We start from the raw sequence: 22,081 nt of genomic DNA, 5'->3' as shown, positions 1-22,081 counted from the left end.
TTGTGGTCTGGCTTCCAAAGCGATAAATCCGCGCCTGTCACCCGAGCATTTTCAGTAAGCCTTGTTTTATACTACGCGCACTTCGTTGTCGCACAGGTTTTAAACATACCATGACCCAGGATGAACTGAAAAAAGCCGTAGGTTGGGCTGCACTCGATTACGTTAAGCCCGGTACCGTTGTCGGCGTTGGCACCGGCTCGACCGCCTCCCATTTTATTGATGCGCTCGCGACGGTCAGGCATCAGATTGAGGGCGCGGTCTCCAGCTCCGACGCCTCAACCCAAAAGCTGAAAAGCCTCGGTATTCAGGTGTTCGATCTGAACGAGATCGATGTTCTGTCGGTTTACGTTGATGGTGCTGATGAGATCAATCCGCAGATGCAGATGATCAAAGGCGGTGGGGCTGCGCTGACGCGTGAGAAAATCGTCGCTGCGGTGGCTGAAACCTTTATCTGTATCGCTGACGCCTCAAAAGAGGTGGACGTGCTGGGTCGTTTCCCGCTGCCGGTCGAAGTGATCCCGATGGCGCGCAGCTATGTGGCGCGTCAGCTGGTCAGGCTCGGCGGTTTACCGGAATATCGGCAGAACGTGGTCACCGATAACGGCAATATTATTCTCGACGTGCATAATCTGCGTATTCTCGACCCGATTGAACTGGAAAAAGCGATCAACGCTTTGCCAGGCGTTGTTACCGTTGGCCTGTTCGCCGCACGCGGCGCGGATATCGCGCTGATTGGCGGACCTGACGGGGTGAAAACCATCAAAAAATGATCTGTCCGGCGTCGAAGCGGCGCCGGGGGTTTCTGTCTGAAAAACAGCTTTTCTCGCCAGGGTGAAATTTGGTGACTTATGTCACATTAACGTCATCCACAGCGGGTTCGTTCTCCCTTCATCGCAGACATCACGATTTTGTACGGCAATGTGCTGCTGCAAAGCCTTGCCGTGCTGTCGCACAGGCAATCGTTTGTATTGCCGCAGGCGTATTTTTTGATATTTTGACAGAAGGCTGGCTTATGGCAGTCCTCATTGAATTCTGAATAGGGTCGGGAAATGGCAAAGGTATCACTGGAAAAAGACAAGATTAAGTTCCTGCTGGTGGAAGGTGTCCATCAGAGCGCGCTGGAAAACCTGCGGGCTGCAGGCTATACCAACATCGAATTCCACAAGGGCGCGCTGGACGCTGACGCGTTAAAAGCATCGATCCGTGATGCGCACTTTATTGGTATCCGTTCCCGCTCCCAACTGACTGAAGAGATTTTTGCCGCCGCTGAAAAGCTGGTCGCAGTCGGCTGCTTCTGCATTGGCACCAACCAGGTTGACCTGCAGGCCGCAGCCAGCCGCGGGATCCCGGTGTTTAACGCGCCGTTCTCCAATACCCGCTCGGTAGCGGAACTGGTAATTGGTGAGATGCTGCTGATGCTGCGCGGTATCCCGGAAGCCAATGCCAAAGCCCATCGTGGTATCTGGAACAAAAATGCCAAAGGTTCGTTTGAGGCGCGCGGCAAGAAGCTGGGCATCATCGGTTATGGTCATATCGGTATGCAGCTCGGCGTACTGGCCGAAAGCCTGGGAATGCACGTTTTCTTCTACGATATCGAAAACAAGCTGCCGCTGGGCAACGCGACCCAGGTACGCCATATGGCGGATCTGCTCAATATGAGCGATGTGGTCAGCCTGCACGTGCCGGAGACGGTCTCCACCCAGGATATGATTGGTGCTGAACAGCTGGCACAGATGAAGCCTGGCGCGCTGCTGATTAACGCCTCGCGCGGCACGGTAGTGGATATCCCGGCGCTGTGTGACGCACTGGCCAGCAAACAGGTTGGCGGCGCAGCCATCGACGTGTTCCCGGTCGAGCCTGCCACTAACAGCGATCCCTTCATCTCGCCGCTCAGTGAATTTGATAACGTCATCCTGACTCCGCACATTGGCGGATCGACCGAAGAAGCGCAGGAGAATATCGGCATCGAAGTCGCTGGTAAGCTGGCGAAATATTCCGATAACGGCTCCACGCTGTCAGCGGTTAACTTCCCGGAAGTGTCACTGCCGATGCACGGCGCCAGCGCCAGCCGTCTGCTGCACATCCATGAAAACCGCCCAGGCGTCCTGACCGCTATCAACCAGATTTTTGCCGAGCAGGGCATCAACATTGCCGCTCAGTATCTGCAGACGTCGCCGTTTATGGGCTATGTGGTCATCGATATCGATGCTGAGCCAGAGCTGGCTGATAAAGCGTTACAGCTGATGAAGGCGATTCCCGGCACCATTCGCGCTCGTCTGCTTTACTAAGCGTCAGAAACAGCAAGAGGCGCGCTGTGCGCCTCTTTTTTTGCTCAGCTATCTTACTCCCACTGCCACAGCTTTGACGGCGTCAGCACCGCCGGTAACGGCACATCCCACTCCGCAACCGGCAGGCTATCGACACACTGACAGTCATGCGCCAGCCCGACCGGCAGGAAACCATGCTGTCGCCAGTTCTGCAGCGTGCGATCGTAAAAACCGCCGCCCATCCCCAGACGTTGTCCATATTGATCAAAAGCCACCAGCGGCACCATCATCACATCCAGCTGATCGAGGGTGATCAACTGCCGGATATCCAGCGGCGGCTCGGGAATATGGAGTTTATTTTTGCGCAGCAGGGTATCGGGCGAGTAGCGCAGGAATAACAAATTACCGGGGGAAAAGGGGTGTAATACTGGCAGATAAACCGCTTTCTTCAGATGCCAGAGACGGGCAATCAGCGGACGGGTATTGAGTTCGCCATCCACCGACAGGAACAGGGCGATATTGAGCGCTTCAGTCAGTGGAGCGTAATTCAGGGCGTGTTCAGCGAGCTGCTCAGCGGCCTGGGTTTGCTGCTCATCGGTTAGTGCGCGCCGTAAATGGCGGACGTGCTGGCGAATCGCCTGGCGTTGAGGCTGGATTTCATTGGGTCGCTGAGAAGGTTCAGACATGGTTTCCCCGCCGGATAAGTCGCTGTAGCAGCAACTATAACATGACAGTCGGGGAAAAATACCGGGACGAACAGGGTAGTACACAGGGACTACAGAAGAGAGATCTCCGAGATGCCGCCGTAGGCTGTAACCCTTGAACCCTTGGTTCAAGGTGAATATGCCGTCGCAACCATCAGGCTTCTCGGACGGACCGAGCATGCTCACAGGTTACGGAGCGTCACATTCTGTTTTTTTGAAATATCGGCTCAGGGGACTGGCCCACATGCAAACATCTCAGAGAAAATTTACCTCACCGTTACCAGAGTATAGCAACCATGAAGTTTTATTCGAACTTCGCATCCTCACGCTCAGTGATGCGACCTTGCTCAACCAGCGCCTGTTCAATCGTCTGCTGCAACATACGGATACGCTGTTCCATATTAGCAGCATAATCGCGCGTTTTCACTTTCTCTTGCGCCAGCTCGTGGCAGACGTTTAACGCGGCGATGAACACCAGTTGTTCTGTATTGGTGACTCTAGTGCGAACTTTTAGATCTTGCAACCGTTGATTGAGATCTTCAGCCGCTGCATTCAGCGCATCTTGCTGTTCAGGCGGACAATTCACTCTCAACGAACGACCAAAAATTTGTAAATCTACCGGTTGTGCAGACATGCCACCTTCCTGACTGATTACTTCGCCCGCAACTCCCTTAACCATCAATGGTTTGAGAGGCGGGCAACTATATAGACCCGCGAAATAAGTTACAACCCCTTTTCTGGAAACCTTGAGGCAGCTAGTGGTAGCATAACACGAACTTATTCTGCCAACGACGATGAAAACTTATGTCCTTACAGAACGCAACCCCCGATTACAACGCGCTGGCGGCGGCGCTCTCACAGCAGGGCGTAGGAATGACCCCAGCGGAAATGCATGGCTTGCTGAGCGGCATCCTGTGCGGCGGCAATCAGGACCCGAGCTGGAAGACCCTGGTGCACGATCTGGCCAATGAGGGCATGGCGTTTTCACAAAGCCTGTCGATGCCGTTACAGGCGCTGCACGAAAATATCGCCACCACGCTGGAAGATGAAGGTTTTCTGTTTCAGCTGCTGCTGCCGAGCGATGATGACATCACGGTATTCGATCGCGCCGATGCGCTGGCCGGCTGGGTAAACCATTTTCTGCTCGGCCTCGGCGTGACACAGCCTAAACTGGATAAAGTCACCGGCGAGACCGGTGAGGCGATCGATGATCTGCGCACCATCGCCCAGCTGGGCTATGAGGAAGACGAAGATGAGGAAGAGCTGGAACAGTCGCTGGAGGAGGTGATTGAGTATGTGCGTGTGGCGGCGTTGCTGTGTCACGACACCTTTACCCGTCCGCAGCCGACCGCGCCAGAAGTCCGGAAACCGACGCTACACTAAACTTACGTTAACGGGTCAACCGGTCAGTTCAATCCGATCAGATTACAGGGAGTGCAGAGATGATTTCACTGGACAGATTCCAGCAGCGTCGACAGGCGCTGTTAGCGAAAATGGTACCCGGCAGCGCCGCGTTGCTGTTTGCCGCGCCTGAAGTGACGCGCAGCAACGACACTGAATATCCGTTCCGTCAGAACAGCGACTTCTGGTATTTCACCGGCTTCAACGAGCCGCAGGCGCTGCTGGTGCTGATTAAAAGTGACGAAACGCATAACCACAGCGTTCTGTTTAACCGGGTACGGGATCTGACCGCGGAAGTCTGGTTCGGACGTCGACTGGGGCAGGAGGCGGCACCGGCAAAGCTGGGTGTCGATCGCGCTTTGCCGTGGAACGATATTGGCGAACAGCTGCACCTGCTGCTGAACGGTCTGGATGTGGTTTACCATGCGCAGGGCGAACATGCGGAAGCCGACACGCTGGTGTTTAACGCACTGGATAAGCTGCGCCGCGGTTTCCGCCAGAATCTCAGCGCACCGGCGACGGTGACCGACTGGCGTCCGTGGGTGCATGAGATGCGCCTGTTCAAGGATGAGGATGAGATTGCTTTGTTGCGCCGCGCCGGCAAAATCAGCGCCCTGGCGCATACCCGGGCGATGGAAGCCTGCCGCCCCGGGATGTATGAATATCAGCTCGAAGGCGAAATTCATCACGAATTTTCCCGTCACGGCGCCCGCTTTCCGGCTTACAACACCATTGTTGGCGCCGGTGAAAACGGCTGCATTCTGCACTACACCGAAAATGAGAGTGAACTGCGCGACGGCGACCTGGTGCTGATCGATGCAGGCTGTGAGTTTCACGGCTATGCCGGCGATATTACCCGCACCTTCCCGGTTAACGGGAAATTCAGCGCCCCGCAACGCGCCATCTATGACATCGTCCTGGCCTCTCTCTACACCTCTCTCACGCTGTTCCGGCCGGGCATCAGCATCCGTGAAGTGAATGACGAAGTGGTGCGGATTATGGTCAGCGGCCTGGTAGAGCTGGGCGTGCTGGAGGGGGAAGTCGAAACCCTGATTGCTGAAGAGGCGCATCGCCAGTTCTACATGCATGGCCTCAGCCACTGGCTGGGTCTGGACGTGCACGATGTCGGGCACTACGGTACCCCAAGCCGCGATCGGGTGCTGGAGCCAGGCATGGTACTGACCGTGGAGCCGGGGATCTACATCGCCCCGGATGCTGATGTCCCGGCAGAGTATCGCGGCATTGGCATTCGTATCGAAGATGACATTCTGATCACCGAAACCGGCAATGAAAATCTGACCGACAGCGTGGTGAAGGATGCCGAAGCGATCGAAGCATTAATGGCGGCGGCAAAAACAGCATGACTATTCTGATTGCCGGTGGCGGCATGACCGGCGCAACGCTGGCGCTGGCGATATCCCATCTGACGCAGGGCCAGCTGCCGGTGACGCTGATCGAAAGCAGCGAGCCCGCCAGCCGGTCGCACCCAGGCTATGACGGCCGCGCTATAGCACTGGCAGCCGGTACCTGTCAGCAACTGGCGGATATCAACCTGTGGCAGCGCATTGCCAGCTGTGCCACACCGATTACCCACATTCACGTCTCCGATCGCGGTCATGCGGGATTCGTCTCGCTGGCGGCGGAGGATTACGACATTCCGGCGCTGGGGCAGGTGGTGGAGCTGTTCGATGTCGGACAGCGTCTGTTTGCTGAGCTGAAAAAAGCGCCGGGCGTCACGCTGCGCTGTCCGGCTCGCGTTACGCAGGCCAGTCGCAGCGCGCAGCAGGTCAGGATAACGCTGGATAACGGCGAGCAGCTCAGTGGCGACCTGCTGGTGGCAGCCGATGGCTCACGTTCGGCGCTGGCGGCCTCCTGCGGTATCCAGTGGCAAACCAGCGACTACCAGCAACTGGCATTGATTGCCAATGTCACCACGGCGTTGCCGCATCAGGGACGTGCGTTTGAACGCTTTACCGAGCACGGCCCGCTGGCGTTGCTACCGATGTCCGGCAATCGCCTGTCGCTGGTGTGGTGCCATCCGCTGTCACAGCGTGATGCGGTTATGCGCTGGAGTGATGCTGACTTTCTTCGTGAACTGCAACGGGCGTTTGGCTGGCGGCTGGGCAAATTTACGCATGCCGGTCAGCGTGAATGTTACCCGCTGGCGCTGCACCGGGCGGTGCAGCCGGTCACGCATCGGGTAGCGGTAGTCGGTAACGCGGCGCAGACGCTGCACCCGATAGCCGGACAGGGCTTTAACCTTGGCCTGCGCGATGTGATGTCCCTGGCCGAGACGCTGGCCTCAGCCCATCGACAGCAGCAGGACCCCGGCAGCTATGCGGTGCTGAATCAGTATCAGCAGCGCCGTGAACAGGATCGCGACGCGACCATCGGCATTACCGACGGCTTAGTCCGCATCTTCGCGAACCGGCATACGCCGCTGGTGATCGGGCGCAATCTGGGCCTGATGGCGATGGATCATCTGCCGTGGCTACGAAATCAACTGGCTGAGCGTACGCTTGGCTGGGTTAAGCGTTAATAAAGAGGCTTTGATGCAAACTTTTGATGTGGTGATCGCCGGTGGCGGTATGGTCGGACTGGCGGTCGCCTGCGGCCTGCAGGGCAGCGGACTGCGCATCGCGGTACTGGAAAAATCGCCCGAGCCACCACTCAGCCTGAGTGATGCACCCTCGATTCGCGTTTCGGCCATTAATGCCGCCAGCGAACGGCTGCTGCAGAAGCTGGATGTCTGGTCGACCATTCTCTCGCTGCGCGCCAGCGCCTATCACGGCATGGAAGTGTGGGACAAAGATAGCTTCGGAGCTATCGCTTTTGACGACCAGCAGCAGGGGCTTTCTCATCTGGGTCATATCATCGAAAATCCGGTGATTCATCGCGCCCTGTGGCAACGTGCCAGCGTCTGCAGCGACGTCACGCTGATGGCGCCCTCACAGCTGCAGCAGGTGGCGTTTGGCGACAATGAAGCCTTTATTACCCTGCAGGATGGCAGCATGTTAACGGCGCGTCTGATGATTGCCGCTGACGGGGCCAACTCCTGGCTGCGTAACAAAGCAGATATTCCGCTGACCTTCTGGGATTACGATCATCACGCCCTGGTCGCCAACGTCCGTACTGCGCTGCCGCACGACGCAGTGGCGCGTCAGGTGTTTCATGGTGACGGTATCCTGGCTTTCCTGCCGATGCAGGACCCGCATCTGAGTTCGATTGTCTGGTCGCTGTCGCCGCAGGAAGCAAGCCGGCTGGAGACGATGCCGGAAGCGCTGTTCAACCAGCAGCTGTCGGTGGCGTTTGATATGCGGCTCGGCCTGTGCCAGCTGGAGAGCGAGCGCAAAACCTTCCCTCTGATGGCGCGCTATGCCCGCAACTTTGCCGCGCATCGTCTGGCGCTGGTGGGCGATGCGGCCCACACCATTCATCCGCTGGCAGGGCAGGGCGTCAACCTGGGCTTTATGGACGCGGCTGAACTGATTGGCGAGATTCGCCGTCTGCACCAGCAGGGTAAAGATATCGGACAGCACCTCTACCTGCGCCGCTACGAGCGCAGCCGTAAGCACAGCGCTGCGATGATGCTGGCTGGGATGCAGGGCTTCCGCGAGATGTTCTCCGGTACTCATCCGGCCAAAAAGCTGCTGCGCGACGTTGGCCTCAAGCTGGCGGACAGCCTGCCGGGTGTCAAACCGCTGATGCTGAAGCAGGCGATGGGCCTGAATGATCTGCCGGCGTGGCTGCGATAAACGCAGCGTCAGCGCTCACTACCAGGCCAGCATTTGCTGGCCTTTTTTATCGCTGAAATCCGCGCTGCACCATCACAATGCAGCGCCGCACCACCATTGCCCTTCGTTTGATTTATTCTAATTTTGCCGCGCAATTCGCATTACTTTTTCTTATTCGGTTGCTAAACCGTCACGGTGTTTTTTTAACATCCTGAACGGCTTCTCGCATAAATTTGCTGGGTATATTCAACCTCCCTGCATTTATTGCGTGATTAATCACAAAATCGCAGTTTTTTATCCTGTCGATGTGGAATCCTGGTTAGGCTGTGCATCAGCTTTCGACCCCGGTTTGCTTATGGTTAATCGTCAGATTCGGTGGTAACGTCAGGCTAAAGAGAACGTTTGCGTCGGCACCGTTTCCGGCGCGCTTTGCTACTCACTCGCTTCTGCACAGGATGGTTATGACTCAGCAAACACCTCTGTTTGAACAGCATCAGGCCTGCGGCGCTCGCATGGTCGATTTTCATGGCTGGATGATGCCGCTGCATTATGGCTCCCAGATGGACGAGCATCATGCGGTGCGTAATGACGCCGGGATGTTTGATGTCTCCCACATGACGATTGTTGACCTGAAAGGCCCGCGTACCCGCGAGTTTCTGCGCTACCTGCTGGCAAATGATGTGGCAAAACTGACCCAGCCCGGCAAAGCGCTCTACACCGGCATGCTGAATGCGTCGGGTGGCGTCATTGACGATTTAATTGTTTACTTTATGAGCGAAGATTTTTTCCGGCTGGTGGTGAACTCCGCTACCCGTGAGAACGACCTCGCCTGGATCGCCCGGCATGCCGAGGGCTACGGCATTACGCTGACCGAACGTGACGACCTGGCGCTGATTGCCGTTCAGGGTCCGCAGGCGCAGCAGAAAGCGCAGACGCTGTTCAGCGACGCACAGCGGCAGGCGGTGGCCGGTATGAAGCCGTTCTTTGGCGTTGAGGCGGAGGGGCTGTTTATCGCCACTACCGGCTATACCGGTGAAGCGGGATATGAAATTGCGTTACCGGCAGAGCAGGCAGCCGATTTCTGGCAGCGACTGCTGGCCGCCGGCGTCAGGCCGGCCGGGCTGGGCGCGCGCGACACGCTGCGGCTGGAAGCGGGCATGAACCTCTACGGTCAGGAGATGGATGAAGGCGTTTCTCCGCTGGCCGCCAATATGGGCTGGACGGTGAGCTGGGAGCCTGCTGACCGGGCTTTTATCGGCCGTGAAGCACTGGAACTCCAGCGTGAACGCGGCACAGAAAAACTGGTTGGGCTGATCCTGACCGAAAAAGGCGTGCTGCGTAACGGGCTGCCGGTGCGCTTCACCGACGACCAGGGCGAGCCGCAGGAAGGGATCATCACCAGCGGCTCTTTTTCGCCCACGCTGGGTTACAGCATTGCCCTGGCGCGGGTGCCGGCCTCGATTGGCGACACCGCCATCGTTGAGATTCGTAACCGTCAGATGCCGGTAAAGGTTACCCGACCGATTTTTGTCCGCGCCGGTAAACCGGTCGCCCAGTAAATTTTATTCAGGAGAAATGGCCAATGAGCAATGTGCCGAATACGTTGAAGTACCGCGACAGCCACGAGTGGGTGCGCAAAGAAGAAGATGGTTCTTACACCGTGGGGATCACCGAACACGCACAGGAACTGCTGGGTGACATGGTGTTTGTCGATCTGCCTGAAGTAGGGACAACCTTTGCGGCCGGTGAAGAGTGTGCCGTCGCCGAGTCGGTCAAAGCCGCATCAGATATCTATGCGCCGATCAGCGGTGAGATTGTGGCGGTCAATGATGCGCTGTCCGACGCACCAGAGCAGGTCAACAGCGAGCCGTATGACGGCGGCTGGTTATTCAAAATCAAAGCCAGTGACGAGTCAGAAATTGACGCGCTGCTGGATGCAGATGCGTATAAAGCGTCTATCGACGAGTAATCGTCAGGCGGCCTCTCGTCGGGGCCGCAGATTTCTGTTTGCTCTCTCTGTTCCCCAGCCCGATTCAGGATTTACTGCTAATGACTCAGACTCTCAGCCAGCTTGAACACAACGGTGCATTCATCGAGCGCCATATCGGTCCTTCACCTGAGCAACAAGCGATGATGCTTGACGCTATTGGCGCTCCGTCGCTGGAGGCATTAATCGGCGCGATTGTTCCGGCAGATATTCAGTTGCCTGGCCCGCCAGCGGTCGGTGAAGCCGCCACGGAACAGCAGGCGCTGGCTGAACTGAAAGCAATAGCCAGTCAGAATCTGCGTTACAAATCCTGGATCGGCATGGGATACAGCGCGGTGATCACGCCACCGGTGATCCTGCGGAATATGCTGGAGAATCCAGGCTGGTACACCGCCTATACGCCGTATCAGCCGGAGGTCTCACAGGGACGACTGGAGGCGTTGTTAAACTTCCAGCAGCTGACCCTGGATCTGACCGGCATGGATATTGCCTCCGCCTCGCTGCTGGACGAAGCCACCGCCGCTGCAGAAGCGATGGCGATGGCAAAACGCGTCAGCAAGCTGAAAAACGCCACTAAATTTTTTATTGCCGGGGATATTCATCCGCAAACCCTTGATGTGGTGCGGACCCGTGCCGAAACCTTTGGTTTTGAACTGATTATCGATGAGGCCGAAAAAGCCCTGGATCATGACGATCTGTTTGGCGTGCTGCTGCAACAGGTTGGCACCACCGGCGAAGCGCACGATTACAGCGCGCTGATTGCCGCGCTGAAAGCCCGCAAAGTGGTGGTCAGCATGGCTGCCGATTTCATGTCGCTGGTGCTGCTGGAAGCGCCAGGCAAGCAGGGTGCGGATATTGTGTTTGGCTCTGCGCAGCGCTTCGGCGTGCCGATGGGTTACGGCGGTCCGCACGCGGCCTTCTTCGCCAGCCGCGATGAGCATAAACGCTCGATGCCGGGCCGCATCATCGGCGTCTCCCGTGATGCTGCCGGTCATACCGCGCTGCGCATGGCGATGCAGACCCGTGAACAGCATATCCGTCGCGAAAAGGCCAACTCCAACATCTGTACTTCTCAGGTGCTGCTGGCGAATATCGCCGGACTTTATGCGGTATTCCACGGTCCGGCGGGCCTCAAACGCATCGCCTCGCGCATCCATCGTTTTACCAACATTCTGGCGGCGGGCCTGCAACAGGGCGGTCTGATGCTGCGCCATCAGCACTGGTTCGATACCCTGACGGTGGAGGTCTCAGACAAAGCGGCGGTGCTGAACCGCGCCCTGAGCTTTGGCGTTAACCTGCGTAGCGATATTCATCAGGCAGTTGGCATCACGCTGGACGAAACCACCCAGCGTGAAGATATTCTGACGCTGTTCGCCATTCTGCTGGGTGACGCGCACGGGCTGGATCTGGATAAGCTCGACCACGACGTTGCGCTGGAGAGCCAGTCAATTCCGGCCGGTTTACTGCGCCACAGTGAGATCCTGACGCATCCGGTGTTTAACCGTCATCACAGTGAAACCGAGATGATGCGCTACATGCACAGCCTGGAGAAAAAGGATCTGGCGCTGAATCAGGCGATGATCCCTCTTGGCTCCTGCACCATGAAACTCAATGCCGCGGCGGAAATGATCCCGATCACCTGGCCAGAATTTGCTGAACTGCATCCGTTCTGCCCGGCAGAACAGGCGAGCGGTTATCTGCAAATGATCGGTCAGCTGTCGCAGTGGCTGGTACAGCTCACCGGCTACGATGCGCTTTGTATGCAGCCGAACTCTGGCGCGCAGGGCGAATATGCCGGTCTGCTGGCGATTCGTCGCTATCACGAAAGCCGCAACCAGGGCGATCGTCACCTCTGCCTGATCCCGAGCTCGGCCCACGGCACCAATCCGGCATCCGCACAGATGGCCGGCATGGATGTGGTGGTTGTGGCCTGTGATAAACAGGGCAACATTGACCTCGGCGATCTGCGCGAGAAAGCGGCACAGGCAGGCGACAAACTCTCCTGCATCATGGTGACCTATCCGTCGACCCACGGCGTATATGAAGAGACCATCCGCGAAGTCTGCCAGATTGTGCATCAGTATGGTGGTCAGGTTTACCTCGACGGCGCCAACATGAATGCGCAGGTCGGCATCACCACGCCGGGTTACATTGGTGCGGATGTGTCGCACCTTAACCTGCATAAAACGTTCTGTATTCCGCACGGCGGCGGCGGACCAGGCATGGGACCGATTGGCGTGAAAGCGCATCTGGCCCCGTTTGTTCCGGGTCACAGCGTGGTGCAGATCGATGGCGTATTAACGCAGCAGGGTGCGGTGTCAGCGGCACCGTTTGGCAGCGCCTCTATTCTGCCGATCAGCTGGATGTACATTCGCATGATGGGCGCGGAAGGGCTGAAGCAGGCCAGTTCAGTGGCGATCCTGAATGCCAACTATATCGCCAGTCGTTTGCAGTCAGCCTATCCGGTGCTCTATACCGGTCGTGATGGTCGGGTCGCGCATGAATGCATTCTCGATATCCGCCCGCTGAAAGAGCAGACCGGTATCAGCGAACTGGATATTGCCAAGCGTCTGATTGACTATGGTTTCCATGCACCGACCATGTCGTTCCCGGTGGCGGGAACATTGATGGTTGAACCGACCGAATCGGAAAGCAAAATCGAATTGGATCGTTTTATCGACGCGATGCTCTCTATCCGTATGGAGATCGACCGGGTAACGGCGGGCGAATGGCCGCTGGAGGATAATCCGCTGGTCAATGCGCCGCATACTCAGCTGGAAATCGTCAGCGAGTGGACGCATCCCTACAGCCGTGAGCTGGCGGTTTTCCCGGCAGGCAGCCATAACAAATACTGGCCGACGGTAAAACGTCTGGATGATGTGTTTGGCGATCGCAATCTGTTCTGCTCCTGCGTACCGATGAGCGATTATCAGTAACGCGCGTATACGCGAAACCGCTAAACCAACCTGAACAGGGCCGATTCGTCGGCCCTTTTTTTATGGGAGACAAGATGAAATTAGCACTGGTTACCGGCGGCAGTCGCGGTATCGGACGCGCCACCGCCCTATTACTGGCCGCCAGAGGCTATCGGGTGGCGGTCAATTATCGCCAGCGCGAGGCGGAAGCACAGCAGGTGGTGAGCGCGATCCAGCAGCAGGGCGGCGAGGCCTTTGCGCTGCAGGCGGATATTGCCGATGAAGCGCAGGTGATGGCAATGTTTGCGCAGCTCGATCACCAGTCCGCGCCGCTGACCCTGCTGGTTAATAACGCCGGGATTCTGTTTCAGCAGTGCCGGGTCGAGCAGCTCGATGCGGCCCGCCTGCACAAAGTTTTTGCGACCAACGTCATCGGCACCTTTCTCTGCTGCCGCGAAGCCGTCAAACGAATGGGAACCCATCACGGCGGTCAGGGCGGCGCGATAGTGAATGTCTCATCAGCCGCGGCCCGGATTGGCGCACCGGGTGAGTATGTCGATTATGCCGCGTCGAAAGGCGCGATGGATACGCTGACCAAAGGATTATCGCTGGAAGTGGCGCAGCAGGGGATTCGGGTTAACGGGGTTCGTCCGGGATTCATCTACACGGAAATGCATGCCGATGGCGGTGAGCCGGGTCGGGTTGATCGCCTCGCCAGTGCGATCCCGATGGGGCGCGGCGGGCAGGCGGAGGAGGTCGCGGAAGCGATTGTCTGGCTGGCCAGCGAGGCCGCCTCTTACGTCACCGGCAGCATCATCGATGCTGCCGGTGGGCGCTAACGCAGCACGCCGCTGCTTTTCAGCCGCGGCGTCACCCGTTACAGGTTTTCGCCGTTGCTGGCGATAACCTGCTGATACCAGTTAAAGCTCTTCTTCTTCGAACGGGAGAAATCGCCGCTGCCGTCGTCGTTTTTATTGACGTGAATAAAGCCGTAACGCTTATCGTACTGGCCGGTGGTGAAGGAGACGCAATCCAGGCAGCCCCACGGCGTATAGCCCATTAGCTCTACCCCGTCGTAAGTGACTGCTTTTTTCATCTCTTCGATGTGGGCGCGCAGATAGTCGATGCGGTAATCATCTTCAATCACGCCTGCATCGTTTGGCTTGTCGATAGCACCAAAGCCGTTCTCGACGATAAACAGCGGCTTCTGATAGCGTTCATAGAGTTCGTTAAGCGCGTAACGCAGGCCGACCGGGTCAATCTGCCAGCCCCAGTCAGAGGCTTTAACGTGGGGATTTTTTACCACGCCTTCAAAGCCGGTGATCGGGTCATCCACGCCGCTGGCATCGGTTTTCACTGCGTTACTCATGTAGTAACTGAAGCCGACGTAGTCTGCACAGCCCTGACGCAGCGTATCGGCGTCACCCGCTTCCATCTGGATCTCATAGCCTTTACGCGCCCACTCTTTCAGAGTGTAAGCCGGATAGTAGCCGCGCATCTGCACATCGCTGAACACGTAACGCTGATGCATCGCTTCCTGCGCCAGCACCACATCATCAGGATGACAGGAGAAAGGATAGACCGGCACCATGGCGATCATGCAGCCAATCTGAAAGTCAGGATTAATGGCATGACCGAGTTTCACCACCTTCGCGCTGGCAACAAACTGGTGGTGCATCACCTGATACATCGCCTGTTCCGGTTTCTCATGCTCGGTAAAGATCACGCCAGAGCAGCAGTAACCAAACAGCGGATATTGCCAGTTGCGCTGGTTATTGATCTCGTTAAAGGTCATCCAGTATTTCACTTTGTTTTTATAGCGATTCAGCACCACTTCGCTGAAGCGCACAAAGAAATCGACTACCTTGCGGTTGTGCCAGCCGCCATACTGTTTCACCAGGTGATAAGGCATTTCGAAGTGAGAAAGGGTGATGACGGGTTCAATGCCGTACTTCAGCAGTTCATCAAACAGATCGTCGTAGAATTGCAGGCCAGCTTCATTGGGCTGTTGCTCGTCACCATTCGGGAAGATGCGGGTCCAGGCAATCGAGGTGCGGAAGCATTTGAAGCCCATCTCGGCAAACAGCGCCACATCCTGCTTATAGTGAGAGTAGAACTCCACCGCCTGATGGTTCGGATAAAAGTTGCCGGGCTGAACGCCGTCAGTGATCACCCGATCGACGCCGTGTGAGCCGCCGGTCAGCACATCAGCGATGCTGACGCCTTTGCCGCCCTGATCCCAGCCGCCTTCAACCTGATGCGCCGCAACCGCACCGCCCCAAAGAAACCCTTTTGGTAACTGCAATTCTGCACTCATGCTCACTCCATTACGGATATTGAAATTGCAGTGAGTGTAGCAAGGCAATAATGAAAGTCACGATATAACAACGCGCCAGTAATGTGATCTGTTACAGCCAGAAAACAGCCTGTTTTATTTTCCCAGCTGGCGCCCAATCGCCTCGATAATATAGGTGACCGGCACCTGAGTGGTGATGTCATAATTATCGGCCATGCGGATGATCGGGACGTGGTAACAGAGGCTGAAATCACTCATTTTCGCCAGCGAGCAGCTCTCAGTATTGGTTATAGCGATAAGTTTGCACTTATTTGCACTGAACTGGCTGGCAATACGCAGAATCTCTTCGGTCTCGCCGGAAACCGACAGGATAATCGCAATTGCATTTTCATACAGATCGGGGCTGACGGGATAATAGGGATCGTCAATCGCGTGGCTGAATTTACCGAGGTTAGAGAAGAAACGCGCGCCATATTTCGCCAGGCTGCCCGACGTTCCGACGCCAATAAAAAACACCCGCTCAGCCTGATTAATCTTTTGCGCCGCCTGGGCAATCAACTGGCCGAACTCGTCGTTATTAATACTTTTAAAAAAACTCAACATCTCATGGACGCTGGCGGTATTCACCTGCGGTGCACTCTGCTGCTCGGTTAACCGCAGCCGGATACGAAATTCTGACCAGCCTTCGCAGTGCATCTTGCGGCAAAAGCGTAGCACGGTGGTGGTGGAAACCGCGGCCTGCTCGGCCAGCTCGCGAATGGTCATATAACCAACACGTTCACGATGTTTGATGATGAACTGATAGACCTGCATTTCCAGGTCATTAAGGCGGGCGAGATCGCGGTGCGAAAACATGGATGGCTCATTGTACAGTTGACCAGCCGACAGTTTACCAGATTCATCGGCGGGTTTGACCGTTACAACGTTTCACAGATTATTTTCAGCGTACATGTGTACACCGAAAGCGGAGTTGGCTACTCTGATGGTCCTGTTTTCGTTATGGCTTCACTTTCAGGACACCTTATGACCACCACGCGTATCCCCTCGCCAGGCTATTCACTCTCCGAGGAAATTGCTAATAGCATCAGTCATGGGCTGGGCTGCCTGTTTGGCATTGTTGCCCTGGTTCTGATGCTCAACAAGGCGTTTGAGACCGGTGCAGATGCCACCGCCATCACCAGCTACAGCCTGTATGGCGGCAGCATGATCCTGCTGTTTCTCGCCTCAACGCTTTATCACGCCATTCCCAACGGCCGGGCCAGGCCCTGGCTGAAAAAACTGGATCACTGCGCCATCTATCTGCTGATCGCTGGCACCTATACGCCTTTCCTGCTGGTGGGCCTGAAGTCGCCGCTGGCATACGGCCTGATGGTGGTGATCTGGGGCCTGGCGCTGGCCGGTATCATCTTTAAGCTGACCATTGCCCATCGTTTCAAAGTGCTGTCGCTGGTGACCTATCTCTGCATGGGCTGGCTGTCGCTGATTGTGGTCTATCAGCTGGCGATGACGCTGGCACCGGGCGGCATCTGGCTGCTGGCCATCGGCGGTATCATCTATTCGCTGGGGGTGATTTTCTATGTGGCGCGCCGCATTCCTTATAATCATGCGATCTGGCACGCGTTTGTACTGGGCGGCTCTGTCTGCCATTTCTGTGCGATCTATTTTTATGTCAGTTAGCCAGGCGGAACGGGCTTCCGCCTGGCGACCATCAGAGCCGTGAAGCGAGCATATCTTCCAGCTTTTGCTGATCCACGGCGAACTGGCGGATGCCTTCCGCCAGTTTATCGACCGCCATTGGGTCCTGATTATGCAGCCAGCGGAATTGCGCTTCCGTCAGCGGAGAGGGCGGATTCGACACCGCCGTCGAAGGTGTTAACTGGCGCGTCACCGGTAGCGTGCTGCTTTCCAGGCTCTGCAGCAGATCGGGGGAGATGGTCAGTCGATCGCAGCCCGCCAGCGCCAGCACCTGTTCGGTTTTACGAAAGCTGGCGCCCATAATCACCGTCTGATAGCGGTGAGATTTGTAGTAGTGATAAATGTTGCGTACTGACACCACGCCGGGATCGCGCTGCGCATCGTACTCCGTCTCTGGATTGCGGCTCTGATGCCAGTCATAGATACGTCCGACAAATGGCGAAATCAGAAACACTCCCGCTTCGGCACAGGCCTGCGCCTGAGCAAAGGAAAACAGCAGCGTCAGGTTGCACTGGATGCCGTTGCGCTCCAGGGTTTCAGCCGCGCGGATCCCTTCCCAGGTGGCCGCCAGCTTGATCAGAATGCGTGAGCGATCAATCCCTTGCTCTTCATACATCCGCACCAGCTTTTCGGCTTTGGTGACGCACATGCCGCGATCAAAGGAGAGACGCGCATCCACCTCGGTCGAAACCCGGCCCGGCACGCTTTTCAGGATCTCCACCCCAAGGTTAACCGCGACCCGATCGCTGGCATTGATGATCTGCGTCTGTTTGCTGCCGCCCTGCGTGCGGGCGTCCTCAATCGCCTGCTCAATCAGCGGCTGGTAGCGGGGCAGCGTTGCCGCTTTCAGGATCAGTGACGGATTAGTGGTGGCATCCTGCGGGTGATAGCGACGTATCGCCTCGATATCGCCGCTGTCGGCCACCACGGTGGTGAACTGTTTCAACGCCTCTAAAGGGTTCATTTTCTGCTCCATAGTCAGACCCGCAGCGCCACGCCAGGCACACTTTTCCCTGCGAAAGCCGCGTCGCCTCTCTGGTGGTGTGGAAAAGGAAAGTCAGGCGGAGTCCGGTAATGGGCGGCTTCGCCTGATGAAAAAGCGCGGCTTACTTATTCAGGCTCGCCTGCTCGTAATAATCAATTTTATCGACTTTTGCGCTCGACCCACCGGCCTCAAACTCCGACGCCAGCCAGGCATTGACGATGCTTTTCGCCAGCTCCGGTCCCACCACGCGTGCGCCCATCGTCATCACCTGCGCATTATTACTTTTGCGGGCGCGCTCGGCCGAGAAGGTGTCATGGCACTGGGCCGCCCGGACGCCGGGGACTTTGTTGGCCACGATCGCCACGCCAATGCCGGTACCGCACAGCAGAATGCCGCGCTGATATTTTCCCTGCTGGATTGCCGTCGCCAGCGCAAAGGCCACGTCCGGATACATCGGGCGGTCATTGCGGGCGTCATTGCTGTAATCCACCACTTCGTACTGCTTCTCTTCCAGATGACGTTTAATCAAGTTTTTCAGTTCAATCGCCGCATCATCGGCGCCAATCGCGATCGTTTTCATCGTCTTCTCCAGCCAGTTACCCGCTCAGCCCGCCACACAATGACAGGCGTAAAAATGTTCAGCTTTAGCCTGACACATTTCTGTTCATATGTTCAATAGTATTTCATTTGTTTTACGCGGCGTCGCGGCGACTGGCTGCGCTGTAAGCGTGATTATTCCCCGCCCGGCGCGGCATACCGGCAGGTTATCTGAAAATTGCGCTGAATTTAATTCATTTGAAGAGGATCACAAATCTCACCGTTGCTGTTGAGAGCTGCTCAATTATACGTGTACTGTTCATTTGTTCGAATAGTGATACCAATGTACAAGAAGACCCATTGAGGACTCGCACATGGATTACCCAGGCCCTGTTTTTTGCACCTGCTTCGACAATGCACCGCGTGCGTTGCCAACACCTGACACCACTTTTTATCGCGCCCAGACCGGAGGTGCGTCATGACCCGGACCACAATGACTGACGAGGAGCAATCCGCGATTCGTAAGATCTCCTGGCGACTGGTGCCGTTTGTCGCCCTGATGTTTTTTATCAACTTCCTCGACCGTACGGCGATTTCATTCGCCGGACCCAATGGCATGACGCAGGATCTCGGCCTGACCGCCGTGCAGTTCGGTCTCGCCTCCGGCATCTTTTTCATCGGTTATATCCTGCTGGAAGTGCCGAGCAATCTGGCGCTGCATCGCTTTGGCGCCCGTAAATGGCTGGCGCGCATCATGATCAGCTGGGGCATCGTGTCGCTGCTCTTTACCTGGGTCAGCAGCATTAACGGGCTCTATACCCTGCGCCTGCTGCTGGGCATTGCGGAAGCGGGCTTTTTTCCCGGCGCGATCCTCTATCTCAGCATGTGGGTGCCCGCACGCCACCGCAGCAAAATCCTGTCGCTGTTTTATCTGGCGCAGCCACTGACCGTAGTGTTCGGCGCACCGCTGGCGGCATCCTTTATTGAACAGCATGGCCTGTTTGGCCTGGCGGGCTGGCGCGTGATGTTCCTCGGTGTCTCCATCCCGGCCATTCTGATCGGCATCGTGGCGCTGTTCTGGCTGGTGGATACACCGCGTCAGGCGAAATGGCTGACGGCTGACGAGAAAAACTGGCTGACCCGCGAGCTGGATGCAGAACATAAGACGAAAACCCAGACCGGACACCAGGGCGTGCGCAGCATTCTTGGCAATCGCCGCGTCTGGATGCTGTGTCTGATCTACTTCGGTTTTATCTACGGCCTCTACGCGCTGGCCTTTTTCCTGCCGACCATCATCGGCGGCTTCCAGCAGCAGTTCGGCACCACCTTCAATGTGATGCAGAAAGGATTGATCACCGGCGTGCCTTACCTGATTGCCGCGGTGGTGATGTTCTTCTGGTCCCGTGACGCCTCTCGTCGTGGCTGCAAAACCTGGCACATCGCGATTCCGGCGGTGACCGGTGGCATCAGCGTGCCGCTGGCGCTGTTCATGGACTCGCCTTTCACCACCATCATGGTGATTGCGATTACCGCCAGCTCTATCTTTGCCGCCTTACCCAATTTCTGGACGTTGCCGACGCAGTTTCTGACCGGCGCTTCGGCTGCGGCCGCCATCGCCCTGATTAACACGCTGGGCAATGTGGCGGGCTTCTCGGCGGGCTATATCACCGGCGCGCTGCACGATGCCACCAGCAGCTACACCGTACCGATGTTTGTGGTTGGCGGCTTCATGTTGTTGTCAGCAGTGCTGATGCTGTTGCTGAACCGTAGCCGCCAGCTGGAACCGACCTCTCTCGCACAGGAGCAATTACCATGACTTACCTGTTTAACCAGCCTTCCGCTTTCGCGGCTGAACTGATCGAAGGCTTCGTGGCCGCTAATGCCGATAAAGTACGTCAGGTGCCGGGCGGGGTGGTGCGCAACACCCGCAGCCAGCCGGGCAGCGTGGCGGTCGTGGTGGGTGGTGGCTCAGGTCACTATCCGGCGTTCGCCGGGTTGGTTGGACAAGGTCTGGCGCACGGCGCGGCGATGGGCAACCTGTTTGCCTCGCCGTCGGCGCAGCAAATTTATAATGTGGCGCGCGCTGCCAGTAATGGCGGTGGCGTGTTACTGATGTTCGGCAACTATGCCGGTGACGTGCTGCATTTCGGTCAGGCCTGTGAGCGTCTGCGCGGCGATGGGATCCCGTGCGAGATCCTGGCGGTCACCGACGATATTTCCAGCGCCGGCATCGACGAGATTGAGAAACGGCGCGGCGTCGCCGGTGATCTGACGGTGTTCAAAGTTGCCTGCGCCGCTGCCGAAGCGGGCCATCCACTGAAGCAGGTACTCAGGCTGGCGCAGCATGCCAATAATCGCACCCGTTCGTTTGGCGTGGCGTTTTCTGGCTGTACCTTACCGGGCGCGTCGCACCCGCTGTTCGAAGTGGAAAAAGGGCGCATGGCGCTGGGGCTGGGCATTCATGGCGAACCGGGTATCAACGAATCGGCCGTGCCGACCGCCGATGAGCTGGCCGAAATTTTCGTTAACCGACTGCTCAGCGAGCTGCCGCCGGGCATCAGCCAGACGGCGGGAGAGCGGGTTGCGGTGATCCTTAATGGCCTCGGCACGGTGAAATATGAAGAGCTGTTCGTGGTCTATCGCCGGGTGGCGCAGCTGCTTGAGGCGGCGCAGTTGCAGGTCATTGAGCCGGACGTCGGCGAATTTGTTACCAGCTTCAATATGGCTGGCGCTTCACTGACGTTGATGTGGCTGGATGATGAGCTGGAAACCTTCTGGCGCGCCCCGGCCAATGCTCCAGCCTACCGCAAAGGCAGCGTCATCGTTGCCGAAGCGCTGGGGCCGGATGCGATGCTGGAGCAGGCGGAAGAGAGCCTGCCTGTCGCCAGCGCTGACTCACAGCAGAGCGCACAACAGCTGCTGCAACTGCTGGAGGCGGTAGCCACCATGCTGCAACGCAACGCCGAAAAACTGGGTGATATTGATGCGGTGGCAGGCGATGGCGATCACGGCATCGGGATGGAACGCGGCGTGCTGGGCGCGGTTGAAAAGGCGCGTGAGGTGGCGGCGCGAGGCGCGGGAGCCGGTACGCTGTTATGTCGTGCGGCTGATGCCTGGGCTGATAAAGCGGGTGGCACCTCCGGCGCACTGTGGGGCGTGGCGCTGACCGCCATCGGAACCGCCATCGGTGACAGCCAGACGCCGGACGCTGCACGCATTGCCCGTGGCGTGCGGCAGGCGCAGGAAGGGATTCAGCATTTCGGCAAAGCGCGGGTCGGCGATAAGACTATGGTGGATGTGCTGGTCCCGTTCAGCGACAGCCTGAACGCCGCCGTTGCGCGCGGTAGCTCACTGACCGAGGCCTGGTGCGAAGCGGCACGGGTGGCTGATGACGCCGCGCAGGCCACGGCGCAACTGCTGCCGAAAATGGGGCGCGCCCGGCCGCTGGCTGAAAAAAGCCTCGGCACGCCCGATGCAGGCGCGATTTCGCTGGCGATGATCGTCAATACCGTGGCCGATTTGCTGAAAGATCACGCCACCGCGGATCAGGGAGCCTGAGC

Annotated in this window: 19 protein-coding genes and 1 other RNA gene; 13 read left to right on the top strand and 7 right to left on the bottom strand. The window is 57.4% G+C overall.

Translation table 11 applies throughout. From position 1 onward, the window contains the following. Positions 1–110 precede the first annotated feature (110 nt). Both rpiA and serA read left to right on the top strand, forming a co-directional pair. Positions 111–770 carry a ribose-5-phosphate isomerase RpiA gene (gene rpiA / locus WFK59_RS16435; RefSeq protein ID WP_233987188.1) on the top strand — a complete coding sequence of 220 codons (660 nt, stop codon included), beginning with the start codon at positions 111–113 and terminating at the stop codon, positions 768–770. A gap of 279 nt (positions 771–1,049) precedes the next feature. Then, positions 1,050–2,288 (top strand): phosphoglycerate dehydrogenase, encoded by a 1,239-nt coding sequence (serA, locus tag WFK59_RS16430; RefSeq protein WP_233987189.1) that lies wholly within the window; start codon positions 1,050–1,052, stop codon positions 2,286–2,288. A 53-nt stretch (positions 2,289–2,341) separates the two neighbouring features. Here serA and WFK59_RS16425 read toward each other — a convergent pair whose 3' ends face one another. The 3 genes from WFK59_RS16425 to zapA form a co-directional block, all read right to left on the bottom strand. Next, on the bottom strand, positions 2,342–2,953 hold the full coding sequence (locus WFK59_RS16425; RefSeq protein WP_336756476.1) for a 5-formyltetrahydrofolate cyclo-ligase: 612 nt from the start codon (positions 2,951–2,953) through the stop codon (positions 2,342–2,344). Between the two features lie 99 nt (positions 2,954–3,052). Then, a non-coding RNA gene (ssrS, locus tag WFK59_RS16420) (6S RNA) lies at positions 3,053–3,236 on the bottom strand. A gap of 39 nt (positions 3,237–3,275) precedes the next feature. Next, the gene (zapA, locus tag WFK59_RS16415; protein WP_094120675.1) at positions 3,276–3,605 is read right to left on the bottom strand and encodes a cell division protein ZapA; all 330 of its coding nucleotides are present in this window, start codon (positions 3,603–3,605) and stop codon (positions 3,276–3,278) included. A gap of 170 nt (positions 3,606–3,775) precedes the next feature. Here zapA and WFK59_RS16410 point away from each other — a divergent pair, with 170 nt between their 5' ends. From WFK59_RS16410 to WFK59_RS16375, 8 genes are all read left to right on the top strand, one after another. After that, a complete protein-coding gene (locus tag WFK59_RS16410) occupies positions 3,776–4,354 on the top strand; it encodes a YecA/YgfB family protein (RefSeq protein WP_094120674.1) in 579 nt (192 codons plus the stop codon). Positions 4,355–4,413: 59 nt separating this feature from the next. Next, on the top strand, positions 4,414–5,736 hold the full coding sequence (gene pepP / locus WFK59_RS16405; RefSeq protein ID WP_233987191.1) for a Xaa-Pro aminopeptidase: 1,323 nt from the start codon (positions 4,414–4,416) through the stop codon (positions 5,734–5,736). Next, positions 5,733–6,911 carry a 2-octaprenyl-6-methoxyphenyl hydroxylase gene (gene ubiH / locus WFK59_RS16400; protein ID WP_336756474.1) on the top strand — a complete coding sequence of 393 codons (1,179 nt, stop codon included), beginning with the start codon at positions 5,733–5,735 and terminating at the stop codon, positions 6,909–6,911. Before pepP ends, ubiH begins: the two co-directional genes overlap by 4 nt. Before the next feature lie 13 nt (positions 6,912–6,924). Further along, positions 6,925–8,127, top strand: coding sequence for an FAD-dependent 2-octaprenylphenol hydroxylase (gene ubiI / locus WFK59_RS16395; protein ID WP_233987193.1), 1,203 nt, complete (start codon positions 6,925–6,927; stop codon positions 8,125–8,127). Positions 8,128–8,567: 440 nt separating this feature from the next. Beyond that, positions 8,568–9,665: a glycine cleavage system aminomethyltransferase GcvT gene (gcvT, locus tag WFK59_RS16390; RefSeq protein ID WP_336756473.1), complete on the top strand. Its 1,098-nt coding sequence runs from the start codon at positions 8,568–8,570 to the stop codon at positions 9,663–9,665. A 23-nt stretch (positions 9,666–9,688) separates the two neighbouring features. Then, positions 9,689–10,075, top strand: a complete 387-nt coding sequence (gene gcvH / locus WFK59_RS16385) for a glycine cleavage system protein GcvH (RefSeq protein WP_233987195.1) — start codon at positions 9,689–9,691, stop codon at positions 10,073–10,075. Between the two features lie 80 nt (positions 10,076–10,155). Continuing rightward, positions 10,156–13,029, top strand: a complete 2,874-nt coding sequence (gcvP, locus tag WFK59_RS16380) for an aminomethyl-transferring glycine dehydrogenase (protein ID WP_336756472.1) — start codon at positions 10,156–10,158, stop codon at positions 13,027–13,029. A 74-nt stretch (positions 13,030–13,103) separates the two neighbouring features. Beyond that, positions 13,104–13,847 (top strand): SDR family oxidoreductase, encoded by a 744-nt coding sequence (locus tag WFK59_RS16375; RefSeq protein ID WP_336756471.1) that lies wholly within the window; start codon positions 13,104–13,106, stop codon positions 13,845–13,847. A 38-nt stretch (positions 13,848–13,885) separates the two neighbouring features. Here the strand turns inward: WFK59_RS16375 and WFK59_RS16370 are convergent, their stop codons facing one another. Both WFK59_RS16370 and WFK59_RS16365 read right to left on the bottom strand, forming a co-directional pair. Further along, positions 13,886–15,325, bottom strand: coding sequence for a 6-phospho-beta-glucosidase (locus tag WFK59_RS16370; protein ID WP_336756470.1), 1,440 nt, complete (start codon positions 15,323–15,325; stop codon positions 13,886–13,888). A 114-nt stretch (positions 15,326–15,439) separates the two neighbouring features. After that, the gene (locus WFK59_RS16365; protein ID WP_336756468.1) at positions 15,440–16,159 is read right to left on the bottom strand and encodes a MurR/RpiR family transcriptional regulator; all 720 of its coding nucleotides are present in this window, start codon (positions 16,157–16,159) and stop codon (positions 15,440–15,442) included. A gap of 168 nt (positions 16,160–16,327) precedes the next feature. Here WFK59_RS16365 and trhA point away from each other — a divergent pair, with 168 nt between their 5' ends. Continuing rightward, positions 16,328–16,981 carry a PAQR family membrane homeostasis protein TrhA gene (gene trhA, locus WFK59_RS16360; protein WP_336756466.1) on the top strand — a complete coding sequence of 218 codons (654 nt, stop codon included), beginning with the start codon at positions 16,328–16,330 and terminating at the stop codon, positions 16,979–16,981. A gap of 31 nt (positions 16,982–17,012) precedes the next feature. Here the strand turns inward: trhA and tal are convergent, their stop codons facing one another. Next, positions 17,013–17,963, bottom strand: a complete 951-nt coding sequence (gene tal / locus WFK59_RS16355; protein WP_233987203.1) for a transaldolase — start codon at positions 17,961–17,963, stop codon at positions 17,013–17,015. Between the two features lie 142 nt (positions 17,964–18,105). Then, a complete protein-coding gene (gene rpiB / locus WFK59_RS16350; protein WP_064703550.1) occupies positions 18,106–18,564 on the bottom strand; it encodes a ribose 5-phosphate isomerase B in 459 nt (152 codons plus the stop codon). A 435-nt stretch (positions 18,565–18,999) separates the two neighbouring features. Between rpiB and WFK59_RS16345 the strand changes: the two genes are divergently transcribed. Then, positions 19,000–20,337, top strand: coding sequence for an MFS transporter (locus WFK59_RS16345; protein WP_336756462.1), 1,338 nt, complete (start codon positions 19,000–19,002; stop codon positions 20,335–20,337). Further along, positions 20,334–22,079: a dihydroxyacetone kinase family protein gene (locus tag WFK59_RS16340; RefSeq protein ID WP_233987206.1), complete on the top strand. Its 1,746-nt coding sequence runs from the start codon at positions 20,334–20,336 to the stop codon at positions 22,077–22,079. The genes WFK59_RS16345 and WFK59_RS16340 overlap by 4 nt, the downstream gene beginning before the upstream one ends. Positions 22,080–22,081: the final 2 nt, after the last annotated feature.

The organism is Pantoea sp. USHLN298 (assembly GCF_037149395.1).
GTDB classification, from domain to species: Bacteria; Pseudomonadota; Gammaproteobacteria; order Enterobacterales; family Enterobacteriaceae; genus Pantoea; species Pantoea astica.
This window is presented reverse-complemented; position numbering and strand designations above follow the sequence as displayed.

What these genes read in the sequence shown, in the direction of transcription:
- WFK59_RS16345 (WP_336756462.1), top strand. Translation starts at nt 19,000, where the DNA reads ATGACCCGGACCACAATGACTGACGAGGAGCAATCCGCGATTCGTAAG.
- rpiA (WP_233987188.1), top strand. Translation starts at nt 111, where the DNA reads ATGACCCAGGATGAACTGAAAAAAGCCGTAGGTTGGGCTGCACTCGAT.
- WFK59_RS16370 (WP_336756470.1), bottom strand. Translation starts at nt 15,325, where the DNA reads ATGAGTGCAGAATTGCAGTTACCAAAAGGGTTTCTTTGGGGCGGTGCG.
- WFK59_RS16365 (WP_336756468.1), bottom strand. Translation starts at nt 16,159, where the DNA reads ATGTTTTCGCACCGCGATCTCGCCCGCCTTAATGACCTGGAAATGCAG.
- serA (WP_233987189.1), top strand. Translation starts at nt 1,050, where the DNA reads ATGGCAAAGGTATCACTGGAAAAAGACAAGATTAAGTTCCTGCTGGTG.
- trhA (WP_336756466.1), top strand. Translation starts at nt 16,328, where the DNA reads ATGACCACCACGCGTATCCCCTCGCCAGGCTATTCACTCTCCGAGGAA.
- gcvT (WP_336756473.1), top strand. Translation starts at nt 8,568, where the DNA reads ATGACTCAGCAAACACCTCTGTTTGAACAGCATCAGGCCTGCGGCGCT.
- rpiB (WP_064703550.1), bottom strand. Translation starts at nt 18,564, where the DNA reads ATGAAAACGATCGCGATTGGCGCCGATGATGCGGCGATTGAACTGAAA.
- ubiI (WP_233987193.1), top strand. Translation starts at nt 6,925, where the DNA reads ATGCAAACTTTTGATGTGGTGATCGCCGGTGGCGGTATGGTCGGACTG.
- tal (WP_233987203.1), bottom strand. Translation starts at nt 17,963, where the DNA reads ATGAACCCTTTAGAGGCGTTGAAACAGTTCACCACCGTGGTGGCCGAC.
- WFK59_RS16425 (WP_336756476.1), bottom strand. Translation starts at nt 2,953, where the DNA reads ATGTCTGAACCTTCTCAGCGACCCAATGAAATCCAGCCTCAACGCCAG.
- pepP (WP_233987191.1), top strand. Translation starts at nt 4,414, where the DNA reads ATGATTTCACTGGACAGATTCCAGCAGCGTCGACAGGCGCTGTTAGCG.
- zapA (WP_094120675.1), bottom strand. Translation starts at nt 3,605, where the DNA reads ATGTCTGCACAACCGGTAGATTTACAAATTTTTGGTCGTTCGTTGAGA.
- ubiH (WP_336756474.1), top strand. Translation starts at nt 5,733, where the DNA reads ATGACTATTCTGATTGCCGGTGGCGGCATGACCGGCGCAACGCTGGCG.
- WFK59_RS16375 (WP_336756471.1), top strand. Translation starts at nt 13,104, where the DNA reads ATGAAATTAGCACTGGTTACCGGCGGCAGTCGCGGTATCGGACGCGCC.
- gcvH (WP_233987195.1), top strand. Translation starts at nt 9,689, where the DNA reads ATGAGCAATGTGCCGAATACGTTGAAGTACCGCGACAGCCACGAGTGG.
- WFK59_RS16340 (WP_233987206.1), top strand. Translation starts at nt 20,334, where the DNA reads ATGACTTACCTGTTTAACCAGCCTTCCGCTTTCGCGGCTGAACTGATC.
- WFK59_RS16410 (WP_094120674.1), top strand. Translation starts at nt 3,776, where the DNA reads ATGTCCTTACAGAACGCAACCCCCGATTACAACGCGCTGGCGGCGGCG.
- gcvP (WP_336756472.1), top strand. Translation starts at nt 10,156, where the DNA reads ATGACTCAGACTCTCAGCCAGCTTGAACACAACGGTGCATTCATCGAG.